Here is a 17,189-nt window from a genome sequence, read left to right as displayed (position 1 = left end):
CAGCCATTTATAAGATAGTGAATGAATGTGACATGACTGTGACAGTTAGATATGAATTTGGTTAGAAAATGCAGTCATCAATATTGGTACGGTCAATGGCTCTGCGGATCAAAACATTAACTGGCGTTCTATAACTTTGTAATCGCGATCGATTTCTCGCCATAACTTCTGGTTGTGAGGATCGGCTTGCAAAGCTTTTTTGAGATAAACTCTAGCGCGATCGCACTGTTGTCGCGAGATCAGCTGTTTTGCCCAACGATGGTAAGCTACAGCCAGCCACGGTTGCACGTCTGGATCTTTGGGAAAGCGGATAGCTAGCTTTTCTGCTATGTCTACCGCTTGCTGAAAATTCTGGCGCTTGATTAAAGTGTAGATTTGGTTGAGCGTACTCAATTTGAGTAACTTTTCTTCTGAAGAGAGGGGAGGAGAGGGAGGCGTGAGGTCGCGTTGCTTGACATGGAAGCGTATGCCACCTGTACTGTAAGTAGAAGAGGTAGTTTCTGGATGTGGTGTAGATTTTGTAGCAGTGCTGGAAGATGGCTGCGATGGGACGGTGAGTAAGGTGCGGTATGCTTGGACGACGAGTTTAAATCGATCTTCCGCAGCGCGATCGCCTGGATTGAGATCGGGGTGATATTTCCGCGCCAACTGGCGATAAGCCATTTTAATCTCTTGCGCCGTCGCCGTTGGGGAGATTTCTAAAACTTGATAACACCAGTTGGGATTGGGCAGATTATCCATACTTAAGGGACAGGAAAATATTTTGGAGGTGTAGAGACGTTGCGTGGAACGTCTCTGCTCTCCATACCTAATATGCATCCTTTAGCTAGCGCTTGCAGGAAATTCACCCGCTCTTACCGAGAGCTGAATATTTCTGCCATTGCGACTGACTTCAAGCGGGATATTGACACCGATTTGGCTGTTTTCTACTGCTTGCTGCACTTGATCGGCAGTTTTTACTTGTTGCCCGTTAATTTGCTGGATCACGTCGCCAGGACGGATACCCGCAGCAGCAGCAGGAGAATTGCGCTCGACTCCTAAGACGACTACCCCTTGGCTAGCAGAGATGGTGACATCACCGTTAGATTCTTGAGCTAGGGTTTCTCGAATCTCGTCGTTGAGAGTTGCCATTTGAACCCCTAAATAGGCGCGATCGATTCTCCCTTTAGCAACCAGTTGCTCGGCAATTTGCTGCGCTCGATTAATCGGAATCGCAAAACCCAACCCCTGAGCGCCGCCGATAATTGCTGTATTCATGCCCACAACTTGACCTTGCTGATTTAGTAGGGGTCCGCCAGAATTACCGGGATTAATCGCCGCATCAGTTTGAATGAAACCGACACGCTTGTCGGGAACGCCTACATCACTGCTAGAACGACCTGTAGCGCTGATGATGCCAGCAGTAACAGTATTATCTAATCCTAAAGGATTGCCGATCGCGATCGCCCACTCTCCAGGTCGGAGGTTGTCAGAGTTGCCTACGGTAACAGTAGGCAAATCATTGGCTTGAATTCTCACTACAGCCACATCTGTCAATTCATCTCTACCCAAGACCCGACCAGTAAATTTGCGTCCATCTTTCAGCGTTACGTTGACAGTATCAGCTCCACCAGTCACGTGAGCGTTTGTCAAAATTAAACCATCCGGCTTGATAATAAAGCCCGAGCCAGTTCCCCGCACTATCCTAGCTCCAGGTTGTCTAGGGCGGGTAGCCCGTGCCGCATCAATACGGACAACCGCTGCACCAGTACGGTCTACAGCGTTAGCAATAAAGTTAATGTTTCCGCTAGGAACCTGAGCCGGGAGCTGAGCAACTGATGGTGGGATTAACTCCGGTCGGTTGGGTAATAGTTGGGTTCCTAACAAACTACCCGCAGCCCCCATAAATATTAAAGATAAATAAGTTACTGACTTTTTCACAACAGAATTCTGAGACATTGTAGGTTTGTTGTTGGTCATTTGTCATGAGTCATTTGTCATTGGTTAATGGTTACGTGCAATTAACTATTAACCATTCACTATTAACCGCCCACACTTCAAAGCAATTGCTCGACAATCTCTAGTCCCACGCTAACAGTTTCATCGAGTAGATTTGAGTCTACTTGCTTGTCGTTTGGCGTGTGGTAGTTAGGCTCGCGCCCTCGGTGAAAAAATAAAACTGGCACTTTTGCCGCTGCGAAGGAAGCATGGTCGCTACCACTGTAAGATTCAGAAGTGGATAACCTACTTTGCGCTGCTTTCACTCGGGCTGTGAGCTGAGGTGTACCACTCACGCGAAGACTAGGGTTTACGCCTACCATATCAAAATTTAGCATTGCCTTAAGGCTAGAGATAAACTGTGGTTGGGCGGTTTGTACGAAAGCTTTAGAACCATGTAACCCGTCTTCTTCGCCATCAAAAGCCACAAACCAAGTTTGGTTTGCTAAGGGAGTTTTAGAGATTCTGCGGGCAATTTCTAAAACAACAGCCGTCCCAGAAGCATTGTCATTCGCCCCTGGCGCACTTGGTACGGAGTCGTAATGAGCGCCCAGGAGTATTTGGGGCTTGGTGATACCAGGTAGATGAGCTACTACATTACGTCCAGTAACTTGACGTTGCCGAGTATTAACATTTAAGCTAGCTGGCTGTTGGGTTTGAGAACTTTGTAGTAAAGCAGAGCCTTGTTCTCTAGATAAAGTCAAAACAGGAATTTTACTGACTCCACCACCAAGAGAAGCCGCGAGTTTTCCCGATCTGTCATTAATAATTGCCACGGCTACCGCACCCGCAGTACTGGCATTTTGTACCTTTTCGGAAAACCGAATTTCTCCTCTTTGGACAACTGCGATCGCGCCTTTAACATCAACCCGAGCAAAATCCTCCTGTCGCCCGACGTTAGGCACGACTACCAACGGTGCATCAGCTTTACCTGCTACCGATCCACTCAGAGGTAAACCTGTAATTTTGGTCTTACCTACCGTCAAACTCGAACCTAAATCCTCAAATCGAGAGTAGGTAAAAGTTTGAATTTGAGTTGTGTAGCCAGCTTTGCGGTACTCCGCCTCTAGATAGTCACTTGCCTTTGCCATAACTGGCGTACCAGCCACTCTAGGACCTAGTTTTACCAAGGCTTCCACATCTGCCCCAGCCCGTCCAGACTGCGCCAAACTCGCCGTAGGTAGGGCGACTAAGGTAGTTATGAGTATTGCGTATTTCATAGGGAGCAGGGAGCAGGGAGTAGGGAGCAGGGGAAAGAGAGCAGAGGGAGCGCCAGGTCGCTGAGGGAGCAAAACCACGCACCACTCATTCCCGACTTACGACTTACGACTTACGACTTCCCCTCGCTCCTCACTCCTCGCTCCTCACCCCTTTAAATTAGCTGGTGGTTTTTCAGGAACGACCCAGTAATAAAGGGTATGAGTCCGGTTTGGTCCTTGTACTTGTACCGTGCGCTCGGGTTTCCATTCACCCATGTCAAAATCGTGAGAAACAATACGAGTACCAGGTTTCAATTGTTTGAATAACTGAGGTCGCAGTTTGACGTTGATGTCTGGTAGTAGGTACAGCGTCACGACAGAGGCTTCATTGAAATTGGACTTAAACAAATCTTGATTGAGAAATTGCACGCGATCGCTCACGCCTGCTTTTTTGGCATTTTCGTTCGCTTCTTCAATGCGCTCGGGATTGATATCTATACCGATAGCCCTTTTTACGCCATATTCTCTCACGGCAGTAATAGGGATGCGTCCGTCACCGCTACCTAGATCGTAGAGGACATCTCCTTTTTGAACTTTTGCCAGTTTGAGCATTTCATCCACCACTTCTTGAGGTGTAGGCACGTAAGGTACGTCCGGTTCCCGTTGTTCGGTTTGCCCTGCTGGTGGTGCTGTTTGAGTTGTTTGAGCAATATTAGGCTCTGCTTGAGCATTTAATCCCGTCTGTTGCGTGCAACCGACGATGCCCATACTAACGGCGATCGCACCTACCGCGATCGGTTTTAGTATTTTTGGTAATTGCATCTGTATTTCCTCTTGTCAGTTATCAGTTATCAGTTGCCAGTTGTCAGTTACTTACGGCTTACGACTTACAACTTACGACTTTTCTCTGTTGTCCCATCTCTAGTTCCTGCGGCGCACCCAGAACAGTACGGGTACGCCCACAACCATTACGGTAATGCCAACGATCGCCCCGATACTGTATGCCTGACTGGAAGCATAGGTGACGCTGGAGTAAAGTAGATACGCACAAATAGCACAAAAAATCAAGGGGGTAATCGGGTAGCCAGGGACTTGAAAAGTTCGAGGTGTGTTGGGTTCTCGTTGGCGGAGGACGAACAATGCTATTCCCGACAGCAGAAAAAAGCACCAGAATACGGGTGAGGTGTAGGCTGTCATCGTTTCAAAGCCTTTTTCACCTTCGTGAGTGATCGTTCCTAGAAGAACGAGTCCTAATGCGATCGCCCCTTGTATGAGTAAAGCATTGGTGGGTGTGTGGCGGCGATCGCTCCATCGTCCTAAGAAAGAGAAAGAGCGAAAGTCTTGTCCTAAAGCAAAGTTCGTCCGCGCTCCTGTAAAAATTGTGGCGTTGATCGAACTCAATGCAGTCACAGCAACGATAAAGCTAATTAATCTTGCCCCATTTTCGCCAAATACCCGTCGCATCAAATCGGCTGCTACCGCTTTGGAATTTGCTACGCCAGCAATGCCTAACCCGTGGATGTAAGCAAAGTTGACTAACATGTAAAGTCCGGCAATCAGAGCGATACTCAACAGCAATGTCTTAACCATGTTGTGTCTGGCATCCCGCACTTCTGCTGAAATGTAGGCTGCTTCGTTCCAGCCGCCGTAGGTTAATAGTACGAAGACCATCGCCAGTCCGAAAGCGCCGCCGTTGCTGGTTGGTGTCGTGTCAGGTACGGGAGTAGTACCAGCTACAGTAATCATTCCAGCAATTATCACCAATGCTAGACCCAAGACTGTTGCTAGTGTCAGCAAGTTTTGCGTCCACTTTCCCTGTTGCACGCCCATGATATGCAATCCGGTCAGAAGAGCAATGCAGAGAGCTGCATAGATAGCAGAAGAATAACTCCCTAGTGGCAAGATTTGGGATGCGTAGTCACCAAACGCATAAGCAAACAGCGTAATCGAACCAGTTTGAATCACCGTCATCCGCGCCCAGGCGAAGAGAAAGGCAATGTTCGTACCAAAGGCACGCATGAAATAATGGTAATCCCCGCCTGGGTGAGGATATGCTGTCGTCAGTTCGGCATAACAGAGAGCGCCAATCAATGAGGCAACCCCACCTAGCAGCCAAGCGAATAAGATAACGCTTTGACTACCAGCATTTTGAGCCACTAGAGTGGGAGTCTCAAAAATTCCAGCGCCAATCACCATACCGACGACGATCGCGCTTGCGTCCACCACTGAAAGGGTTGGCTTCAGCGCTGGTGATGCTACTTTATTTGCCATATCGTCAATTTTTTAGGTGAAGACTTATGTCAATTAGAAAGCTCGGTCATATCTACTGCTTCTGGCTAATGGTACTTGTATTAAAAAGGTACTTGATGGTAAGTTCGTCAATTTTTAGCCACAACTCATTGCTGTATAACTAAATTTCTCAACGGGGATTTACAAGTAAAAGTTGCTAGAAGTCAGCGACTTCTGCATATTACTTTAAATTGAGTTTGCCGCACAAATATGACATGAATGTGTCACTGGAAAGTCATAAGTTGTAAGTCGTAAGTCGTAAGTCGGCGATTGTTTAATCTCCTCTGCACCTGGAGCTTCCTCTGCTCTCTTCCCCCTGCTCCCTGCTCCCTGCTCCCTGTTAACTGATAAATTACCTTAAAGGCAGTTCGATTTTAAAAGTTGCGCCTTGTCCCAGGGTACTTTGAACGGTGATTTTGCCTTTATGTGCCTCTACAATTTGTTGGGCGATCGCTAAGCCTAGACCAAATCCACCCGTCTGACGCGATCGCACAGTGTCTACGCGATAGAACCGCTCAAAAATATGGGGTAAATCTTCAGCCGGAATGCCAATACCATTATCTTCAATTTGGACGATCGCTCGATAAGATTGGCTAAATATTCGCAAACAAATTCTACCTTCAGGTGGAGTATACTTGAAAGCATTATTCAGCAGATTTCTCACCGCTTGTTGCAATAAATCTGGTTCGGCAACGAGTTTTATTGGTTGTTCTGGCAGTTGAACAACAAAATCTAACCCTTGTGTTGCTGCTTGTGCTTGATATTCACTCACTAATCGTTTCAGCAAGCTGACTAGATCGATACTTTTAAGAGCTTCAGCAGCTAACGCTCCTTCATGACGTGCTAAAAATAGCAAATTACCGATCAGCGTACTCATTGATTTTGACAAATCGACAATATTTTCTAAACGCTGGCGCGGACTCGTTGTATCCTCTGCTGGTGCTAGTAAGCCCACTTGGGCATTACTCAAAATTGCTGCGAGAGGGGCGCGTAATTCGTGTGAAGCATCAGCAGTAAAACGCTGTAATTGCTCGTAAGCACGGCGAATTGGTTTCATCGCCAGCCCTGCCAAATACCACCCCGTCAGCCCAATTGTACTCAGAGCTAGCGGTACGCCAAGCGAAAGATACAAGCGCGTTTGCTCTAGACTCTGGCGCATAGAAGTCATTGGAGTTGCAACTTGCAAATAACCGATGAGCAAATCCGCTTTTAAAACTGGTAATGTGATCTGCCGCAACCATGTTTTAGAGCTAGAAAGTTTAAGCAGTTTTGAGCGTGTGGGAGTTTGAATTGTCTCAAAACCAGGAGCCAGCTTGAGATACTTTGGTGCAGGCGGAGAACCAACAAATTGGACTAATTCCCCTTTAGAGTTGTACCAGCGAGCATAAGCAATATCTCCTGTTATTGGTAATGTATTATTGCCTAGCATCGGCAGTTGTTCCAGATCGAACTGCCATCGACCCTGATAAAATTGGTACTCTGCATCTGTCGCGATCGCTTTCGTCTTTTTATACAAATTGCGATCGAAATTCCGCAATTGCTCTTCCACTTCCAAGTAGTAAACTACCCCCGCAAAAACCACGAGGATGCTCCCCATCGATAGGGCAAACCAACAAGCTATGTTACGACGACTGCGACTGAACATGATGAGGGGTGAGGAGTGAGGAGCGAGGAGTGAGGGGATAAGGGAGACGGAGGACAAGGGAGATAAGGGAGCTGAGGGAGCAAGTCAACTGTCTTCACGCAGTGTAGCGCAGCGTCTACTGTCAACCATTAACCATTAACTATTAACCATCAACTACCAACTACCAACTACCAACTACCAATCTATTCCGGTACATTCAATCGATATCCCATACCATAAACAGTTTCCAACCAATCTTTGGCTCCGACGGCTTGCATTCGCTGGCGTAGTCTTCTCACTAGTGTAGTCACGGCATTACTTTCTGGTTCTGTTCCCCACTCCCATAAAGTGCTTTCAATTTGTTCGCGAGAAAGGACTTGGCGGGGATGACGCATGAAATATTCCATCAGTTGAAATTCTCGCACTGAAAGTTGAGCGATCGCCTCTCCTCGTTCTAAGGTTAGCGTGGGACGATGGAGTTGAAGATCGCCAACGATTGTCGTGTCACCTTGCCATTGGGGCGATCGTCTGCCTAATGCCCTGACTCTTGCCAATAACTCTAGCAGATCGACTGGTTTAACGAGATAATCATCTGCTCCGGCATCTAAGCCTACAACTTTATCTGCTATGGTATCTTTTGCCGTCAGCAGCAGTACTGGGGCAGTTTTACCAGTTTGACGGTACTGCTGGCACAAACTCACACCACTCACTTTCGGCAACATCCAGTCTACGATGAGCAAGTCATAATCTTTCTGAGTCATCAACCATTGCGCCGTCTCACCATCTTTGGCAGTATCTACAGTATGTCCTGCTTGGGAAAGAGCAGCGTGTATGGGTTCTAACTGTGCTGGATCGTCTTCTACAAGTAAAATTACCATAGGTCAATACGAAGTCAGAAGTTGTAGGGGCGGGTTTTTTCCAGTCACCCGTACTAGAAGCCAATGATTTTGCGGTTAAACCCGCCCGTACAGAAAAGTCAGTTGTTGTAGGGGCGGGTTTTTTCCAGTCACCCGTACTAGAAGCCAATAATTTTGCGGTTAAACCCGCCCGTACAGAAGTCATGCCAAAATTCAAGTTAGGAGTCTAAACGGCGTTACATTTAACATCTCTATACGAGATAGACTTATATGGATAATAGTAGCCGAACTGTGTTGACTATCTGATGCGCAGACTGCGATCGCTTTACCCTCTCAAATCCCTGGGATTAGAATTTTGGTTGCCGCTACCAATTTTGGCGATCGCTTTTTGGAGCGGTGGAGGAGCGATCGCCGATAAAATTTTACAACGCTCTTATTACGTCACAACTCCGATCCAAGCCAACGCTCAAGTACAAGAACAACCAACTAAGGTTATCCTCTCAATTGGCGTTGAGATTAAGTATCATCGGGGTTTTTCTAAAGTCAAAGTGAAAACCGCTAATTCTGCCCTGAAAAAACTAGAGTTTGAATTTCCCTTTACAGAAGTTAGCCAAATAGAAATAGCCCTATCACGCGAATTAGGCTTGTCTTTAGAGCAAATTCAAAAAACAGTTCACTATCAAGTTGATTTTAGATAAAGCTGTTGTTTTAGCTTCAGTCGATACACTGGTAGCAAAAGTCACGCTCAAGCGTCAGTAGAGATTTTCATAGCTAATTGTGTCTCAGTTTTTGAGTATTAAGCAAGCACAATATCTACGAAGAATATATGAAGGCGATCGCATGATATTTTTAGAGAGATGTGGAGAGGCGATCGCGAGGCTCGATTTTTAGAGAAAACAGGCTAATGCTTTCGACTTTTGCTTTTATTTAAATTATATATAGAGAAAATATACACATAGTGAAGAGATGATAAAAAATTCAGTCTCTTAGTCTTACTGAAGGGTATATGTATAGGATAAGACCTACACAAGGATAATTAGGCTGAAGTTGTTCAGTATTATCATCCAAATTCTGGTAGTAAGTAAGCAAATCTGTAGTCTAATCAGCTAAATTTCTGAGTTAGACTGCACATTCGTAGTCCGATCGCTTGAATTGCTATATTAGACTGCGAGGAATTTACTTAATAAATAGTTAAGTATGGTGAATTGACTATAAACAAAACTTTTGAGAAGGAGTAGTATATGTTTAAAAAAAGAATAGGTTCAGATCCCCATGAAAATGGAGAGATGACAGGTGGAGCCGCAGGCTGTCCAGATATATGGGAACTAGAAGACGGTTCATTTGCTATTATTGGTGCTAGAAAAACTCATGAATTGGAACCTTTGCTGCCGAAAACTGCAAGCAGAGGACATGATGAAGAAATTGTTGTCATTCCAAGAAAAACTCTAATTCGTGCGAAATCAGATATTCCCAATGAATAGACTTCAAAATACTTCTAATATCATAAACCACTTGCAATATTACTCAGGAGCGTCCCGATTTTTCAGCAAGTTCGGTGATGCATGGAATGCAGTAAAAGGACAAGTTCTGAAACTAGAAACTCGTCAATACTATCGAGAGCCAGGAAATCCCAGCTTTGAGGCACTTGAAGCAGGAGATTTCTATAAGGCGCTTCAGATACTTCCTGAAGCTCGGAGTGAAGATGTTGATCTATACCAATCATTATCAAGACGAAATGTAGACTTTATAAGATGTAGACCGATTGTTAAACCGATCACTGATTATCTTCGATGGGAGTTGGAATGCTACAGGTTTAATGCTAGCTATGGAGAGCGTATTTATTTCTTAGAAAGATCGAGTATATTTGATGAATTGGCTTTGCATGATTTCATGGTTTTTGATCGTTGTATGGCTTTCGTACATGATTATGATGAAACTGGAGAAATTAGAGGTGGATGGATGACAACTGAAAAATCAGATATTGACACGCTGCTCATGCTATTTTCTATTATCAAAGCAGATGCAGTTTGTTATCTTAACTATCCATTAGAGTAGAGGTATGTCAGTTGCAAATCACATCTGAAGATGCAAAAACTATTGGTATTATTGGCGGATTATTTGTTTCTTCAATTGCTCTAACATTGAATTTTTACTCGACAATACGAAGCATTAAAAGTCAGAAAATTGCGAATTATCAAGAAATCATCAAGTCTCATCGAGATCTGTGGAAATTATGCTTAAGCGATCGGGATGATTTATGTATATGTAAACGAATTTTTGATTTAAGAGTTAATCTAAAAGAAAGTCCGATAACAGATAAAGAACGTCTTTTTACGCGACTATTATTTCTTCATATGTCATCGGCATACTCATTTGCAAAGTATAGTCATATGCTTCCTAGTAAAAAGTTGCGGGGCGCTCAAATTCCTATCCCCGCCGCAAGCGGACGGGGCATTACGGAATTTGCCCTTCGGGACGCACTCCCGCTGTGTTCATGAACGTGACAAGCCACGGGGAATCTACCCTTGATGAGATTGAAAAATTAGAACTTGATTTTTTCGAGGTTTTGTCTGCTCCAATTCCGAGAATTGTGTGGAAAGAAAATCGAAGGTATCAAAATTCAAAATTTTTAAAGTTTGTAGAAAATGCAAACAAGCAGAAGGTAATTAAAAGAATGATAAATAAGATAACAGGTATTCCTGATGTAAATTATGCAAAAATGTGGCATGTATTAATCTTAAGTGCTTTTCCTGAAAAGATCAAAGATTCTGTGATTGCTCTTGGTGACGATATTATTTGCTTTTCAGATCGTGATGACAAAATCACTCCTTCATTCATTCAAAAATATAAGATCGATTACATTATCTGTTTCGGTTATGGAAGAATTCTTTCACAAGATATTATTAAAATCGTTCCTTGCATAAATATACATGGTGGATACTTGCCTCAAAATCGTGGTCCCAATCCTAATCTCTGGTCATGGATTAATGGTACGAAAAAAGGAGTGTCAATCCATTACATCGATAAAGGGATTGATACTGGAGATATTATTGTACAGAAAGAGATTGAGTTTCGTGAACCAATAACTCTTCAGTCATCCTTTGACCAAATAGTTAATGAATGTACGGAACTTTTTGCCTCTGAATGGCCAAATATACGATCGGGAATGTCAACTAGAACTAGACAGATCGGAAAAGGAACATTTCATACTATGCAGTCACAAGAAAAGCTAACTGAGTTATTAGAAAATGGTGGTTTGGATATGCCGATTTCTGAATTTTGTCAAAAAGCTAAAACTATTTTGGCGCAGTAAAGCTTAACCAGGGCTTGTAGCGGATGGTTTCAATACTCTAGTGATGACTCGAAAACTCCTACCACCGCTGAAACCCAATCCGTTGAGCAGCTTTTTGCTATTTGTAAAGGTACTTTTGGGCGTTGTGTGTTTAAGACTCCAATACTCAGCCGTGTAAAATAGATAGCAGAGTAATTCTAAGTCCCTGATGAATACTAAATGTCTCAAACAATTCTGAGCCAAATGCTTGATAAACTCCAGTTTCTCAATCTAGAAGAACTGCAACAGCTTCATCGCGCCGTTCAAAATCGTCTGATCGATAATGAAGCAGCAGCGAAACAAGCTGCATTCCATCAAGCATTGGTGAATTCTGGATTAGTACGACAAATTAAGCAAAGTTCTTACCAATTGAAAGAGCGGAAACTTATCCAAGTTAAGGGTGAACCAATTTCTAATACGATCGTTGAGGAACGCCGCTAGATGGCAGTTCATTTTCTAGATAGCAGTGCTTTGGTGAAACGATATATCAGTGAAATCGGTTCCGCATGGATTTTAGAGTTATTTAATCCTGTTTTCAACAATGAAGTTTTCGTTGCAGCCATTTCAGGAGTTGAAATTGTTGCTGCGGTTACACGACGGGCGCGTGGCGGAAGTATCAGTGCTACCGATGCAAAAGCAGTATGCAGTCAAGTGAAGAGCGATTTGCAGACAGAGTATCAAATCATTGAGATTGCAGACAGCATAATTGATGCTGGCATGAAATTTGCTGAAACACATGGTTTACGAGGCTACGATGCAATTCAGTTAGCAGCAGGTTGTGCAGTAAATGAGCTTTGTATTGCCAATAACTTGCCTTCTATAATTTTTGTATCGGCAGATAAAGAGTTAAACGTTGCAGCTTTAAGCGAGGGATTAGTTGTAGAGAATCCAAACGATCGTCCTTAGCGCAGCCTAACAAGTATTTGAATGCGAACGGAGAAATACGCTATCAATCTTAGCGCAAGCGAAAAAGCAGAAACTCGGGTTTTTGTTGGTCATTACTCATAACTATTAAACTTTTCGTGCCATCAGCTAAGCGACAACCAAAAGTCATCCCTAGTGGATTTCCTAATGCAACTCCCACCTCTTGCAAGTCTAAAACTAACTTTTTCTTAATTTCTCGTACTCCTTTAATTTTACCTTTTAGACTTTCAACTTTTGATGTATCGGTTGCGCCGCTAGTAACAATTTGATAAATCTTTCCAGTTTTTGTTTCCGGCTGTAGTTCTAAACTGAGAAAATGAACGCCTTCAACTGATAATAACTCTTCAAGTGCGGCATCAAGAGGATAAGCATATTCTGCTAGTAGCATTGGTGTCCCGTAGCCAATTAAATAATGTAGTAGCCGAGCTTTACCCTGTTTAGAATTAGGTCTAGAATTAGACACATCTCGGTCTTGTACTAGTGTTGACTCAGTAGCAGTAAATAAATTCACTGGTTCTCCACTTGTTGGAACAGTACCAGTCGCGTTAAAAGCTAAAGCTGCAAATGTTATATCGTCTTGAATAGTTTGAGTATTCTGATTTTGCCCTTTTTCCTGTACGATCTCAGGAATATATCGCTTGGGAAGAGTCAGGCTTTGCAGCATCTGTCCAGTTTTTAGAGCGAATTCTCGGATAAAAGGAAGCGATCGCTCTCCACTTATCTGAGAACCGGAAATATATACAGTCTGCTGTGGTGTTAGAGCAACTCCCTTAGCAAAAAAGGTATTTGAATCATACAGCTTGCCATCTTTATCGAGAAGTGAAGCTACAGATTCAAGCTCGATATTTTGAATTTTTATATCTTCAATATCGGGGTTAAAAGTTACCTTGAGAGTCAGTATTTCATTGCCAGAAATAGCATAAAAGCGATCGCGTCGTTTGTCATAAGTAATTGCTGAAAAACCTGCTAATGGTGCGTCAGAAATATTCGTGGTTGGCAGTTGATATTCTCCTAGATAATCCAGCGAGAGGTCGAGAAATAATCGATCTTTTGCCGCTAGTGCTGGAGTTGCGAACGATAGTAGACTCAAAAATGCGATCGCGCCAACTAAAACTACCTGCCTAAACAGGCGGTTAAAGTCACCATTACACAGACAAATCTTGCCTACACAGGTTTTCAAATATCTTATGAGTTTCAACCCAGCACTAATAGACTCAGCTTGTGTAAATATAAATTCCATGTCTCCAGATTTCCTACTTATCACTCCCTTGTCCCCAACTTACGACTTACGACTCCGGTACGGGCGGGTTTTGAGTCCAGATGGCGCGCTTCGACGGTGGGTCTGTTGCTAAACCCGCCCCTACAACGACTCCCTCTTTCTCAACGTCCCGTAGCGCTATATACTAATCGCGGCAGAAGATTGAGTTTTGAAATTGAGTTTTGAGCATGACCGCAGCAGCAGATCCAGTAAAAGCGATGAAACAGGAAGTCGGCAAAGCCGCCGCTGCCCTGGTAAAGTCTGGTACAATTGTCGGACTCGGCACGGGTTCTACTACAGCCTATGCAATTCAATATATCGGCGATCGCCTCAAATCTGGCGACCTCAAAGATATTGTTGGTATTCCTACTTCGTTTCAAGCCGAAGTCCTATCTAAACAATATGGCATTCCTCTCACTACTCTAGACGCTATAGACCATATTGACTTGGCAATTGATGGTGCGGATGAAGTCGATCCCCAGAAAAATTTAATTAAAGGTGGTGGTGCTGCCCATACCCGCGAAAAGGTTGTAGACTACCTAGCACAACAATTTATCGTTGTTGTCGATAGCGGTAAGCTGGTAGACCGATTGGGTTCTGTATTTGCAGTCCCAGTAGAAGTCATTCCAATGGCAATTTCACCCGTGATGCGGGCGATTGAAAAGCTAGGTGGCAAACCCGAACTACGCATGGGCGTAAAAAAAGCCGGACCCGTAATCACCGACCAAGGTAACATGGTGATTGATGTGAGGTTTGACGCGATCGATAACCCCGCTGAATTAGAAAGAACCCTCAACAACATCCCTGGCGTACTGGAAAACGGCATTTTTGTCAACTGTACCGATCTCGTCCTGATTGGCGAAGTTCAAGACGGTCAACCCGTGGTAAGACAAATGTAGTGCAGGGTTAAGGGTTAGAGGTTAGGAGTTGGGAAAAGTCAAAAGCTAAAAGTCAAAAGTCAAAATCAACTACTTCCTTGTCTTCCGCGTCTAAAAGCTTGATTGCAGTGGAATTAGTAGTCTTGCTTCCTTGTCCCCCTTGTCTCCCTTATCCTCCCCTTACCCCTCACTCCTCACTCCTCACTCCTAGTTATGCAATACCGACGATTTGGACGCACAGAAATACCCATGCCCGTATTTTCCTGTGGTGGTATGCGCTATCAGTTTAAATGGCAAGATGTCCCTGCTTGGACGATTCCGCAGCACAATCAGGGTAACTTAGAAGCTACAATTCGGAGGGCAATTGAACTAGGCATCAATCACATTGAGACAGCTAGGGGTTACGGCACTTCGGAAGTGCAACTAGGACGGATTCTACCAAAATGCGATCGCGATCGCCTCATCGTCCAAACTAAAGTTAATCCCAGCCAAAACCCTCAAGAGTTTCGCCAGAAATTTGAACAGTCTTTACGCAATCTTCGCCTAGATTACATCGATTTACTAGGCATTCACGGCATTAACAATGCTGAAACTCTACATCAAACTATTCGTCCTGGTGGATGTTTGGAATTAGCACGGCAGTGGCAAGCTCAAGGTAAGGTGAGATTTATCGGCTTTTCTACCCACGGTGCAACTGAAATTATTACACGGGCGATCGCCACAAACGAATTCGACTACGTTAATCTCCACTGGTACTATATCAACCAAGTCAACTGGGAGGCAGTTGCAGCTGCCAATCGCCACGATATGGGCGTATTTATCATTAGCCCCTCCGACAAGGGGGGAATGCTTTACAAGCCACCTCAAAAGTTAGTAGAACTCTGTTCTCCCCTCAGTCCGATGGTGTTCAACGACTTATTTTGTCTGAGTCATTCTCAGGTGCATACTCTCAGTTTAGGGGCTGCCAAAACGCAGGATTTTGACGAACACCTCAAAACTTTAGAATATCTCGATCGGGCAGATGAGATGTTACCACCGATTTTGGCGCGATTAGAGCAAGCAGCTTGCGACAGCTTAGGGGAAGATTGGGTAAAAACTTGGCAGATTGGTTTACCCAAATACGACGAAACCCCAGGTAACGTCAATATTCCGACGATTTTATGGTTGAGAAACTTGGCGATCGCCTACGACCTCACAGAATATGCCAAAATGCGGTACAATCTCCTCGGCAATGGTGGTCATTGGTTTCCTGGTAATCAAGCCAAGCAGATCGAGCGATTAGATTTGCGATCGTGCCTTGCCAACAGCCCCCACGCCGATAAAATTCCCGCTATCCTCGCCGAAGCACACAAACTATTAAGTGGTGCAGAAGTCAAGCGGCTATCGCAAGATTAGGAGTGAGGGGTGAGGGGTGAGGGAATTGTAGAGGCGGTTTCACCTAACAGACTTTCCGACAGACAGATAATTCAGCTACACCTGCCCGTACAAGGGTTAGCGAAATAAGATAGGCACAATGACCTTAAACCTGAGAATATGAAAACTGTTGCAGCAAAAATTAATTGTTGAGACCTGAAAAACAAGGTAATCCCAACCACCAACTACCAACTACCAATTCACAGAAAATTCCTGTAACAAATTTGATGAACTCAGTAAAGGTAAGTACTTATGTCTATCAAGCGTCGTAATTTATTGTTTTTACTAGGAGGAACTGCTGGTGCTTATGCTATAGAAACTTATACTTCGTCCAATTTAGCTTGGGCGCAAACTCCAAGTCCTAGTGGAGACTTTAAATTACCACCTTTGCCCTACGACTACAAAGCATTAGAACCGCATATTGACGCGCAGACGATGCGAATCCACCATGATAGGCATCACGCGACATATGTAAAAAATTTAAATGCAGCGATCGCCAAATACCCAAAACTCAAAGGTCAAACTGCCGAACAGCTGATTCAAAAACTCGACAGCTTACCACAAGATATTCGCATGACAATCCGTAACAATGGCGGTGGTCATGTCAATCATAGTATGTTTTGGGAAATTATGAGTCCCAAAGGTGGCGGAGAACCAACTGGAGAAATTGCCTCTGTTATCAAGAAAAACTTTGGTAGCTTTGCCAACTTTCAACAGCAATTTAATCAAGCGGGAGAAAAACGGTTTGGTAGCGGTTGGGCTTGGCTAGTGCGGACTCCTGACGGTAAATTTCAAGTTACCAGTACTGCTAACCAAGATAGCCCCCTAATGGAAGGTAACTATCCAATTATGGGAAATGATGTATGGGAACACGCTTACTATCTCAAGTATCGCAATCGCCGCGCTGAATACCTCAAGGCTTGGTGGAATGTCGTCAACTGGCAAGAAATTAACCAGCGCCTGAAGCGGAGTGAGAGGTGAGGAGCGAGGAGTGAGGGGCAGAGGAAGCTGAGGAAGCTGAGGGAGCTGAGGGAGCAACTCAAAATTCACGCATTCACGCATTCACGCATTCAAAATTTCCCTACACCCACACTCTTTCCCGACTCCCGTACGGGCGGGTTTAGCGCAGAGACTGACAACCACAGCTCGAAATTTTGGCTCAAAACCCGCCCCAACAATCCCCGACTCCCGTACGGGCGGGTTTAGCGCAGAGACTGACAACCACAGCTCAAAATTTTGGCTTAAAACCCGCCCCAACAATTCCCGACTCCCAACTCCCGATTCTGATGCGGAACCCTAAATATAGTTTTGCGTCATTGAGGGGTGGTAAGATGAACGCAGAAATTTGCTGCTGACGCAAATATGTAACTCGGTGCGATGTGGATATCTATCGTACTCGCGATCGCCAACTACTCATCTAAGATGTCTAGCTTAGGATT

The 17,189-nt window shown here is 44.3% G+C and carries 18 protein-coding genes; 10 read left to right on the top strand and 8 right to left on the bottom strand.

Annotation, left to right across the window (positions count from 1 at the left end):
- Nucleotides 1-108: 108 nt before the first annotated feature.
- The 7 genes from QH73_RS02795 to rppA all read right to left on the bottom strand — a co-directional run bounded on the left by QH73_RS02795 (nucleotide 109) and on the right by rppA (nucleotide 7,967).
- Nucleotides 109-741: a J domain-containing protein gene (locus tag QH73_RS02795; RefSeq protein WP_039715139.1), complete on the bottom strand. Its 633-nt coding sequence runs from the start codon at nucleotides 739-741 to the stop codon at nucleotides 109-111.
- Nucleotides 742-822: 81 nt separating this feature from the next.
- The gene (locus QH73_RS02790; protein WP_236146871.1) at nucleotides 823-1,959 is read right to left on the bottom strand and encodes an HhoA/HhoB/HtrA family serine endopeptidase; all 1,137 of its coding nucleotides are present in this window, start codon (nucleotides 1,957-1,959) and stop codon (nucleotides 823-825) included.
- A gap of 77 nt (nucleotides 1,960-2,036) precedes the next feature.
- Nucleotides 2,037-3,197, bottom strand: coding sequence for a M28 family metallopeptidase (locus QH73_RS02785; RefSeq protein WP_201277929.1), 1,161 nt, complete (start codon nucleotides 3,195-3,197; stop codon nucleotides 2,037-2,039).
- 144 nt (nucleotides 3,198-3,341) lie between these two features.
- Nucleotides 3,342-3,998, bottom strand: a complete 657-nt coding sequence (locus QH73_RS02780) for an SAM-dependent methyltransferase (RefSeq protein ID WP_039715138.1) — start codon at nucleotides 3,996-3,998, stop codon at nucleotides 3,342-3,344.
- 99 nt (nucleotides 3,999-4,097) lie between these two features.
- Nucleotides 4,098-5,447: an APC family permease gene (locus tag QH73_RS02775; protein ID WP_052289978.1), complete on the bottom strand. Its 1,350-nt coding sequence runs from the start codon at nucleotides 5,445-5,447 to the stop codon at nucleotides 4,098-4,100.
- Nucleotides 5,448-5,817: 370 nt separating this feature from the next.
- Entirely contained in the window at nucleotides 5,818-7,110 is a 1,293-nt protein-coding gene (locus QH73_RS02770; RefSeq protein WP_039715136.1) for a sensor histidine kinase, read from the bottom strand.
- Nucleotides 7,111-7,292: 182 nt separating this feature from the next.
- Nucleotides 7,293-7,967, bottom strand: coding sequence for a two-component system response regulator RppA (gene rppA / locus QH73_RS02765; RefSeq protein ID WP_039715135.1), 675 nt, complete (start codon nucleotides 7,965-7,967; stop codon nucleotides 7,293-7,295).
- A 284-nt stretch (nucleotides 7,968-8,251) separates the two neighbouring features.
- On the opposite strand from rppA, the gene QH73_RS02760 reads away from it, so the two are divergent.
- From QH73_RS02760 to QH73_RS02735, 6 genes are all read left to right on the top strand, one after another.
- Entirely contained in the window at nucleotides 8,252-8,644 is a 393-nt protein-coding gene (locus QH73_RS02760; protein ID WP_039715134.1) for a hypothetical protein, read from the top strand.
- 543 nt (nucleotides 8,645-9,187) lie between these two features.
- Nucleotides 9,188-9,427 carry a hypothetical protein gene (locus tag QH73_RS02755; RefSeq protein ID WP_039715133.1) on the top strand — a complete coding sequence of 80 codons (240 nt, stop codon included), beginning with the start codon at nucleotides 9,188-9,190 and terminating at the stop codon, nucleotides 9,425-9,427.
- On the top strand, nucleotides 9,420-10,001 hold the full coding sequence (locus tag QH73_RS02750) for a DUF6879 family protein (protein ID WP_052289977.1): 582 nt from the start codon (nucleotides 9,420-9,422) through the stop codon (nucleotides 9,999-10,001). Before QH73_RS02755 ends, QH73_RS02750 begins: the two co-directional genes overlap by 8 nt.
- Before the next feature lie 439 nt (nucleotides 10,002-10,440).
- Nucleotides 10,441-11,259: a formyl transferase gene (locus tag QH73_RS02745; protein ID WP_052289976.1), complete on the top strand. Its 819-nt coding sequence runs from the start codon at nucleotides 10,441-10,443 to the stop codon at nucleotides 11,257-11,259.
- Nucleotides 11,260-11,457: 198 nt separating this feature from the next.
- The gene (locus tag QH73_RS02740; protein ID WP_039715132.1) at nucleotides 11,458-11,718 is read left to right on the top strand and encodes a hypothetical protein; all 261 of its coding nucleotides are present in this window, start codon (nucleotides 11,458-11,460) and stop codon (nucleotides 11,716-11,718) included.
- Complete coding sequence (locus tag QH73_RS02735; RefSeq protein ID WP_039715131.1) at nucleotides 11,719-12,183, top strand: type II toxin-antitoxin system VapC family toxin; 465 nt, start codon at nucleotides 11,719-11,721, stop codon at nucleotides 12,181-12,183. It begins immediately after the preceding gene.
- Nucleotides 12,184-12,232: 49 nt separating this feature from the next.
- Here QH73_RS02735 and QH73_RS02730 read toward each other — a convergent pair whose 3' ends face one another.
- On the bottom strand, nucleotides 12,233-13,441 hold the full coding sequence (locus QH73_RS02730; protein ID WP_052289975.1) for an esterase-like activity of phytase family protein: 1,209 nt from the start codon (nucleotides 13,439-13,441) through the stop codon (nucleotides 12,233-12,235).
- A gap of 206 nt (nucleotides 13,442-13,647) precedes the next feature.
- Here QH73_RS02730 and rpiA point away from each other — a divergent pair, with 206 nt between their 5' ends.
- The 4 genes from rpiA (at nucleotide 13,648) to QH73_RS02710 (ending at nucleotide 17,105) form a co-directional block, all read left to right on the top strand.
- Nucleotides 13,648-14,358, top strand: a complete 711-nt coding sequence (rpiA, locus tag QH73_RS02725; protein ID WP_039715130.1) for a ribose-5-phosphate isomerase RpiA — start codon at nucleotides 13,648-13,650, stop codon at nucleotides 14,356-14,358.
- Nucleotides 14,359-14,550: 192 nt separating this feature from the next.
- Nucleotides 14,551-15,732 carry an aldo/keto reductase gene (locus tag QH73_RS02720; protein ID WP_039715129.1) on the top strand — a complete coding sequence of 394 codons (1,182 nt, stop codon included), beginning with the start codon at nucleotides 14,551-14,553 and terminating at the stop codon, nucleotides 15,730-15,732.
- A 270-nt stretch (nucleotides 15,733-16,002) separates the two neighbouring features.
- Nucleotides 16,003-16,731, top strand: coding sequence for a superoxide dismutase (locus tag QH73_RS02715; RefSeq protein WP_039715128.1), 729 nt, complete (start codon nucleotides 16,003-16,005; stop codon nucleotides 16,729-16,731).
- A 173-nt stretch (nucleotides 16,732-16,904) separates the two neighbouring features.
- Nucleotides 16,905-17,105, top strand: a complete 201-nt coding sequence (locus QH73_RS02710; protein ID WP_132866522.1) for a hypothetical protein — start codon at nucleotides 16,905-16,907, stop codon at nucleotides 17,103-17,105.
- Nucleotides 17,106-17,189 lie beyond the last annotated feature (84 nt).

It is taken from the genome of Scytonema millei VB511283 (assembly GCF_000817735.3).
Classification (GTDB): Bacteria; Cyanobacteriota; Cyanobacteriia; order Cyanobacteriales; family Chroococcidiopsidaceae; genus Chroococcidiopsis; species Chroococcidiopsis millei_B.
Note: the sequence above shows the minus strand (reverse complement) of the source record. Positions and strands in the feature narration are given on the sequence as shown.

Bases quoted from the DNA above. Each gene is read 5' to 3' on its own strand.
- rpiA (WP_039715130.1), top strand. From the start codon at position 13,648: ATGACCGCAGCAGCAGATCCAGTAAAAGCGATGAAACAGGAAGTCGGC.
- QH73_RS02720 (WP_039715129.1), top strand. From the start codon at position 14,551: ATGCAATACCGACGATTTGGACGCACAGAAATACCCATGCCCGTATTT.
- QH73_RS02795 (WP_039715139.1), bottom strand. From the start codon at position 741: ATGGATAATCTGCCCAATCCCAACTGGTGTTATCAAGTTTTAGAAATC.
- QH73_RS02775 (WP_052289978.1), bottom strand. From the start codon at position 5,447: ATGGCAAATAAAGTAGCATCACCAGCGCTGAAGCCAACCCTTTCAGTG.
- QH73_RS02750 (WP_052289977.1), top strand. From the start codon at position 9,420: ATGAATAGACTTCAAAATACTTCTAATATCATAAACCACTTGCAATAT.
- QH73_RS02730 (WP_052289975.1), bottom strand. From the start codon at position 13,441: ATGGAATTTATATTTACACAAGCTGAGTCTATTAGTGCTGGGTTGAAA.
- QH73_RS02715 (WP_039715128.1), top strand. From the start codon at position 16,003: ATGTCTATCAAGCGTCGTAATTTATTGTTTTTACTAGGAGGAACTGCT.
- QH73_RS02780 (WP_039715138.1), bottom strand. From the start codon at position 3,998: ATGCAATTACCAAAAATACTAAAACCGATCGCGGTAGGTGCGATCGCC.
- QH73_RS02770 (WP_039715136.1), bottom strand. From the start codon at position 7,110: ATGTTCAGTCGCAGTCGTCGTAACATAGCTTGTTGGTTTGCCCTATCG.
- QH73_RS02735 (WP_039715131.1), top strand. From the start codon at position 11,719: ATGGCAGTTCATTTTCTAGATAGCAGTGCTTTGGTGAAACGATATATC.
- rppA (WP_039715135.1), bottom strand. From the start codon at position 7,967: ATGGTAATTTTACTTGTAGAAGACGATCCAGCACAGTTAGAACCCATA.
- QH73_RS02790 (WP_236146871.1), bottom strand. From the start codon at position 1,959: ATGACCAACAACAAACCTACAATGTCTCAGAATTCTGTTGTGAAAAAG.
- QH73_RS02745 (WP_052289976.1), top strand. From the start codon at position 10,441: ATGAACGTGACAAGCCACGGGGAATCTACCCTTGATGAGATTGAAAAA.
- QH73_RS02785 (WP_201277929.1), bottom strand. From the start codon at position 3,197: ATGAAATACGCAATACTCATAACTACCTTAGTCGCCCTACCTACGGCG.
- QH73_RS02740 (WP_039715132.1), top strand. From the start codon at position 11,458: ATGTCTCAAACAATTCTGAGCCAAATGCTTGATAAACTCCAGTTTCTC.
- QH73_RS02755 (WP_039715133.1), top strand. From the start codon at position 9,188: ATGTTTAAAAAAAGAATAGGTTCAGATCCCCATGAAAATGGAGAGATG.
- QH73_RS02760 (WP_039715134.1), top strand. From the start codon at position 8,252: ATGCGCAGACTGCGATCGCTTTACCCTCTCAAATCCCTGGGATTAGAA.